7 protein-coding genes are annotated in these 6,503 nt (G+C 58.2%); 5 read left to right on the plus strand and 2 right to left on the minus strand.

Features of this window, described 5'->3' with window-relative positions:
* The 5 genes from AC2FNU_RS23350 to AC2FNU_RS23370 form a co-directional block, all read left to right on the plus strand.
* A partial coding sequence (locus AC2FNU_RS23350) for an ABC transporter ATP-binding protein (RefSeq protein ID WP_496793363.1) occupies nt 1-972 on the plus strand: 972 nt, incomplete at its 5' end.
* 1 nt (nt 973) lies between these two features.
* Nucleotides 974-2,068: an ABC transporter permease gene (locus tag AC2FNU_RS23355; RefSeq protein WP_480800836.1), complete on the plus strand. Its 1,095-nt coding sequence runs from the start codon at nt 974-976 to the stop codon at nt 2,066-2,068.
* A complete protein-coding gene (locus AC2FNU_RS23360) occupies nt 2,068-3,036 on the plus strand; it encodes an ABC transporter permease (protein WP_480800835.1) in 969 nt (322 codons plus the stop codon). The genes AC2FNU_RS23355 and AC2FNU_RS23360 overlap by 1 nt, the downstream gene beginning before the upstream one ends.
* A gap of 315 nt (nt 3,037-3,351) precedes the next feature.
* Nucleotides 3,352-4,272, plus strand: a complete 921-nt coding sequence (locus AC2FNU_RS23365) for a sulfite exporter TauE/SafE family protein (protein WP_171093632.1) — start codon at nt 3,352-3,354, stop codon at nt 4,270-4,272.
* 2 nt (nt 4,273-4,274) lie between these two features.
* Nucleotides 4,275-5,042, plus strand: a complete 768-nt coding sequence (locus AC2FNU_RS23370; protein ID WP_496793372.1) for a TIGR02186 family protein — start codon at nt 4,275-4,277, stop codon at nt 5,040-5,042.
* Between the two features lie 3 nt (nt 5,043-5,045).
* Here AC2FNU_RS23370 and AC2FNU_RS23375 read toward each other — a convergent pair whose 3' ends face one another.
* On the minus strand, nt 5,046-5,774 hold the full coding sequence (locus AC2FNU_RS23375; protein WP_496793376.1) for an SDR family oxidoreductase: 729 nt from the start codon (nt 5,772-5,774) through the stop codon (nt 5,046-5,048).
* Nucleotides 5,771-6,503, minus strand: a 733-nt coding sequence (locus AC2FNU_RS23380) for an ATP-binding domain-containing protein (protein ID WP_496793381.1), incomplete at its 5' end; no start/stop codon positions are given. The genes AC2FNU_RS23380 and AC2FNU_RS23375, both read right to left, overlap by 4 nt.

Raw genomic sequence — 6,503 nt, forward strand, 5'->3', positions numbered from 1 at the left:
CTGCGGGCCGAGGGGAAAACGATCATCGTGATCACGCACAAACTGCGTGAGATCATGGAGAATACCGACACCGTCTCGGTCATGCGACGGGGACAGATGACGGCAACTGTAAAAACGTCCCAAACCAGCCCTGAAGAGCTGGCCGAGCTGATGGTAGGCCGCAAGGTTCTGCTTCAGGTCGACAAAGTGCCTGCCAAACCCGGCAAGCCCATCCTTGAGATAGAAAAGCTGAGCGTTTTCGATTCGACAGGTGTGGAACGGGTCAAAGGCATTGATCTGACCGTCCGCGCTGGTGAAATCGTCGGAATCGCCGGGGTGGCCGGCAACGGGCAATCCGAGCTACTTGAGGTACTGGGCGGCATGCGCCCCGGTCAGGGCACGATCAAATTGAATGGTCAGCCTCTGGCGCTGAGTGGCGCAGGATCGGACGGTCAGGCCCGCCGCGCGCAGCATATCGCACATGTGCCGGAAGACCGGCAGCGCGAAGGTTTGATTATGGACTTCCACGCGTGGGAGAACGTCGCCTTCGGATATCATCGTGACCCGGCATATAAACGCGGCATCTTTATGGACAATGCCGCCTTGCGCGCCGATACCGAAGCCAAGATCGAGAAATTCGATGTCCGCCCGCCGGATCCATGGTTGGCGGCCAAGAGCTTTTCGGGTGGCAACCAGCAAAAGATCGTCGTCGCACGCGAGATCGAGCGCAACCCGGATCTGCTGCTGGTCGGCCAGCCAACACGTGGCGTAGACATTGGCGCGATCGAGTTCATTCACAAGCAGATCGTCGCTCTGCGCGATCAGGGCAAGGCCATTCTGTTGGTCTCGGTCGAGCTGGAAGAGATCTTCTCGCTTTCCGACCGGATCGCGGTGATGTTTGACGGACACATCATGGGTGAACGACTGCCCCATGAGACGGATGAAAAAGAACTGGGCCTGTTGATGGCCGGTGTTGCGGGAGAGGCCGCGTAACATGGAAAAAATGCCCAAATGGGCCGATGTCGTTCTGATCCCGCTGATCAGTCTGATACTGGCCGCTATCTTGTCGGCGCTGGTCATCCTCGCCATCGGAGAAAACCCGATCGAAGCGGTTCAGCTTATGGTGACCGGCGCGCTGGGGTCGACCTATGGCTGGGGCTACACGCTCTACTATGCGACAAACTTCATGTTCACCGGACTTGCAGTTGCCGTGGCGTTCCATGCGCGCCTCTTTAACATCGGCGGCGAAGGTCAGGCGATGCTGGGCGGGCTTGGCGTCGCCATGGTCTGCCTTTATGTCGACTGGCCCCATTGGAGCATAGCTTTGCTTGCTGCCTGCGCAGCATCAATGCTGTTCGGCGCGTTTTGGGCCGCCATTCCGGCCTATTTGCAAGCCAAACGCGGCAGCCACATCGTGATCACCACGATCATGTTCAACTTTATCGCAGCCGCATTCCTGAACTACATGCTGGTCAATGTCATGCGCCCGCAAGGATCGCAGGACCCGGCCACCGCAAGATTCCCTGAAACCGTTCACCTGCCGACCTTCCAGTCGATGTTCTCGACCGCTGAGAATGTGGTGTTCCGGGGGGCTCCGGCGAACATCACCTTCTTCATCGCGCTGCTGGCCTGTGTCGTTGTCTGGGCGCTGATCTGGCGGACCCGGTTGGGTTATGAAATCCGCGCCTATGGCCATTCGGAAACCGGGGCGGTTTACGCTGGTATTTCGCCCGTGCGGATCACCATCATAGCCATGCTCATTTCGGGCGCGCTGGCGGGCTTGATGGCCATCAACAACGTTATGGGCGAGGCAGAGCGGCTGGTTCTGAACTCGACCGAGGGCGCGGGTTTCATCGGAATCGCCGTCGCACTGATGGGTCGGTCCCACCCGTTTGGCGTTTTTCTGGCCGCCTTGCTGTTTGGCTTCCTCTATCAGGGCGGGGCGGAACTGGCTTTGTGGGCCTCGATCCCGCGTGAGCTGATCGTTGTTATTCAGGCGCTGGTCATTCTGTTCACCGGAGCGCTGGACAACATGGTGCGAATGCCGCTTGAAAAACTGTTCCTTGGTATGCGGAAGAGGGCTGAGTGATGGAATTCTTCGTTACCCTCATCCAGGTCCTGGATTCGACCATTCGCCTGTCCACCCCGCTGCTGCTGGCTTGTCTGGCCGGGCTTTATTCGGAACGTGCTGGTATCTTTGACATTGGCCTTGAAGGCAAAATGCTGATGGCGGCATTCTTTTCCGCAGCCATCGCAGCGGTTACCGGCTCGGTTTGGCTGGGCTTACTAGCGGGCATCGCAGCCTCATTGCTGCTATCGGGGCTTCACGGGCTGGCGTCAATTACATTCCGGGGCAATCAGCTTATCTCGGGCGTGGCGATCAACTTTCTCGCTTCGGGTTTGACCGTACTGGTCGCCCAAAGCTGGTTCCAGCAAGGCGGGCGGACACCGTCCCTGTTTGGAGGTGGGCGATTTGAGCCCATCAATTTCCCATTTGCAGAAGCGATCAGCGGTGTGCCGATTATCGGCCCGATTTATTCCGAATTGCTCTCGGGTCACTCGATCCTGGTCTATGTGGCGTTTCTGATGGTTCCGGCGACATGGTGGGTTCTGTATCGCACCCGCTTTGGCCTGCGATTGCGGGCGGTGGGTGAAAACCCGGCAGCGGTCGATACAGCGGGCGTGTCCGTGGTTGGCCTGCGCTTCGCGGCAGTCGCGATCTGTGGCGTTTTGTGCGGTATTGCTGGCGCCTATCTGGCCACCGCATTGCAGGCCGGGTTCGTCAAGGAAATGACGGCCGGACGCGGGTTCATCGCACTGGCAGCGCTCATCTTTGCCAAATGGCGCCCCTGGCATGCCATGTGGGCCTGTCTGCTGTTTGGCCTGTTGCAAGCCGTTGCCCTGCGATTCCAGAATATCGATCTGGGTGGGATTGTGATCCCGGTACAGGTGATGGACGCCCTGCCTTACATCCTGACAGTTGTGATTCTGGCCGGGTTTGTCGGCAAAGCCGTTCCCCCACGCGCCGGTGGCGAACCGTACGTGAAGGAACGCTGATAAGTCCAGTTCAGGATCAATTCTGGGTCCTGTTCGCTGCAGAGCGGCATGCAGAGTTGATTTTGCATGCCGCACCCGTTCTAAGGGGGTATGCAAGTCTATCTGCGCATAGCCAAAGTTTCTGTCGGCGCTTCCCTAACGTTGGGCGGTGCCTTCAAAATCGAAGCTGATCTCGTTTTGCAATCAGAAGACATCTTTGGGCTCATCGAGCCGGGAGGCATGTGACAATGATATACATGCAAAAAACTGCATCAATGGCTTACCAATGGACTGCATGCGGCAGCGCGGCGACGCAAAACACAAAGTGACGGTATTATGTACATTTACCTGCCCATAGCCGAAGTCTCGGTGAATGCATTCCTCCTGCTTGGTTTGGGTGGAATGGTTGGCGTCTTGTCCGGAATGTTCGGAGTCGGCGGTGGTTTTCTTATGACGCCGCTGCTGTTTTTTATCGGCATTCCGCCAGCGGTGGCTGTTGCGACCGAGGCCAACCAGATTGTCGCGTCGTCCTTTTCCGGTGTGCTGGCCCATTTCCGACGAAAAACCGTAGATCTTAAGATGGGAACGGTGTTGCTGGTCGGGGGCCTGATCGGGGCCGCTTTGGGTGTGGTTGTCTTCAACTATCTCAAAAGCCTGGGTCAGGTCGATCTGCTGGTCAAACTGTGTTACGTCGTTTTCCTTGGCGTCATCGGCAGCCTGATGTTCGTCGAAAGCCTAAGGGCACTGCGAAAGGCAAAAAGAGGCGGAGCTGTTGCCGCCAAACGCCGTCAGCGCGGCTGGATTCACGCCTTGCCCTTCAAAATGCGATTCCGCACGTCAGGTCTTTACATCTCGGTCATTCCGCCCGTTTTGGTTGGGCTTTGCGTTGGGGTTTTGTCTGCAATCATGGGGGTCGGCGGCGGCTTTATCATGGTTCCCGCCATGATCTACCTGTTGGGCATGCCCACAAAGGTCGTTGTCGGCACATCGCTGTTTCAAATCATCTTTGTGACGGCCTTCACCACGATGCTGCACGCCACCACGAACTATACGGTGGACATTGTTCTGGCGGTTCTGCTGCTGGTTGGTGGTGTGATTGGCGCGCAGATCGGTACTGTGATTGGCGCGCGTATGCCAGCGGAGCAATTGCGCGTTCTGCTGGCCGCTTTGGTTCTGGCGGTGTGCGGCAAGCTTGCGCTTGATCTGCTTCTGGAACCTGCCGAGCTTTATTCGCTTGGAACCGGCGGAGGGCACTGAGAATGCTGCGATCACTCATTGCCGCCTTTTGTCTGATGTGCCTGCCTGCATTCGCTGCGGAAGAACAGGTTGTGCTGGGTCTCAGCCAGGATCGCGTCGCAATTACGGCTACCTTTGACGGGTCCGAGATTCTGATCTTCGGGGCTATCAAACGGGAAACCCCGATTCCGTCCGGCCCACCGGTCGAGGTCATCGTTGCGGTCGCTGGCCCGTCTGAGCCTGTCACGGTACGCCGCAAAGAACGGAAGCTGGGGATCTGGGTCAACACCGACAGTGTCCTCGTCGATCTTGCGCCCAGCTTTTATGCCGTCGCGACCAGCGGACCGTTGGATGACATTCTGACCGACACCGAAGACCTTCGTTATCGCATTTCGATAGAACGTGCGATCCGATCCGTTGGTGCCGCGATGCACATCCGCGGCGCGCAGGATTTCGCAGACGCGGTGGTGCGCATTCGCGAGAACGAAGACTTGTATTCCATCCGCGAAGACACGGTGGCTGTGGACGAACAAACCCTGTTCCGCACCTCAATCGACATGCCTGCAGACCTGACCGAGGGGGACTATACCGCCCGTATTTTCCTGACGCGCGGTGGTGAGGTGGTTTCGCAGTACGAAACGACCATTGATGTTCGCAAAGTCGGCCTCGAGCGGTTCTTGTACAACATGTCGCGTCAGCAACCTGTCTGGTACGGTCTGATGTCTCTGGTCATCGCGATTGCGGCAGGTTGGGGCGCTTCGACGGCATTCCGTTTGTTGCGCGAAAAGTAAGTTCTACCCCCTACCGATGTAAGGCATGGTCGTGGCCATGACGGTCATGAACTGAACATTCGCCTCGGGCGGCAGGTTGGCCATGTGCAGAACCGATCGCGCAGCGTCTTCGACGGCCATGGTCGGGTCAGGCGTGTCGCCCGCCGCCTGCGCAGCGTCCACCAGCCCCTGAACCATCTGGGTGCGGGCATTCCCAATGTCGATCTGACCACAGGCTATTCCAAAGGACCGCCCGTCCAAAGACAAGCTGCGGGTCAGCCCGGTGATTGCATGTTTTGTCGCGGAATAATGCACCGAGTTCGGACGTGGAACATGGGCGGCAATCGAACCGTTATTGATGATGCGCCCACCCTGAGGGTCCTGATGTCGCATGATCCCAAAGGCTTCGCGAGCGCAAAGGAACATGCCGTTCAGGTTGACGTTGACACTTTGATACCAATCCTCCAACGCGATTTCGTCAATGGTACCGCCCGGCGCAAAAATGCCCGCGTTGTTGAACAAGACATCCAGACGCCCAACCTGATCCGTAAACTTTCGGAACGCAGTATTCACAGCCTCAGGGTCTGTTACATCAGCAGGTAAGGAAACCGCGTTGGCATGTTTCTGCGCCATTGCATTCAACTTGTCCGAACTGCGTGCCAGCACGCCAACCGTCCACCCCTGGGCCAGGAACAGTTCCGCCGTGGCCAGACCAATGCCTGAGCTTGCGCCGGTAACGATGATGGATGTCATGTCTCTTCCGCCTCCAATGTCAGTGACGCCGCCGGGACAGCCCGCAGGTCATCCACCCGCAGCGGGTAAGTTGGTTTCGACAAACGGTTGCGCACCACCCAGATCAGCCGCTCTTGCGCGCGCGTGATCGCCACATAAGCCAGACGTTTCCACAAGGGTTGACCGGCCTCGGTCCGGCCCATACGGGCAGCCGCGTAGATGTCCGGTGCAAATACCTGAACCGTGTCCCACTGAGAACCTTGCGCCTTGTGGATCGTCACCGCCGCCCCGTGCAGGAACGTTGCGCCCATACGTGCCGCAAAGGGAATGAACGGTTCTTCCTCGTCCGGTTTCTCGATTTGTACGATCGACGCCGCGCTGACCTGAGGGTCTTCGGCGCCCATAACGTGCAACCGCGAAAAGCCCGGCTTTCGCCCCGGCCCCAAATATACGACCTGAGCTCCCTTGATCAGCCCGCGCGCCTCAAGATCCAGCCGTTTCTTGCGATGTTTCAACGGCAATTCGATCCCGTCACAAATCAGCGGCTCACCCTCCAATAACTCGGTCTCTGGTGCGCCATGGACCTGCCTGAAGGCCTGAATTAGTCGAATGCGTGTCGCGTTGCGCCAAACCAGAACCGGGCTGCGCGCCATCAGGTCGACTTCGACACGCTGGCCCCAGACCACACGGTCGTCGCGGCGGGCTGTCTCTTCGACCAAACGCTCGAAGTCTTCAAACCCCATCGCCGGG

It is taken from the genome of Ruegeria sp. BHSB064 (assembly GCF_059613205.1).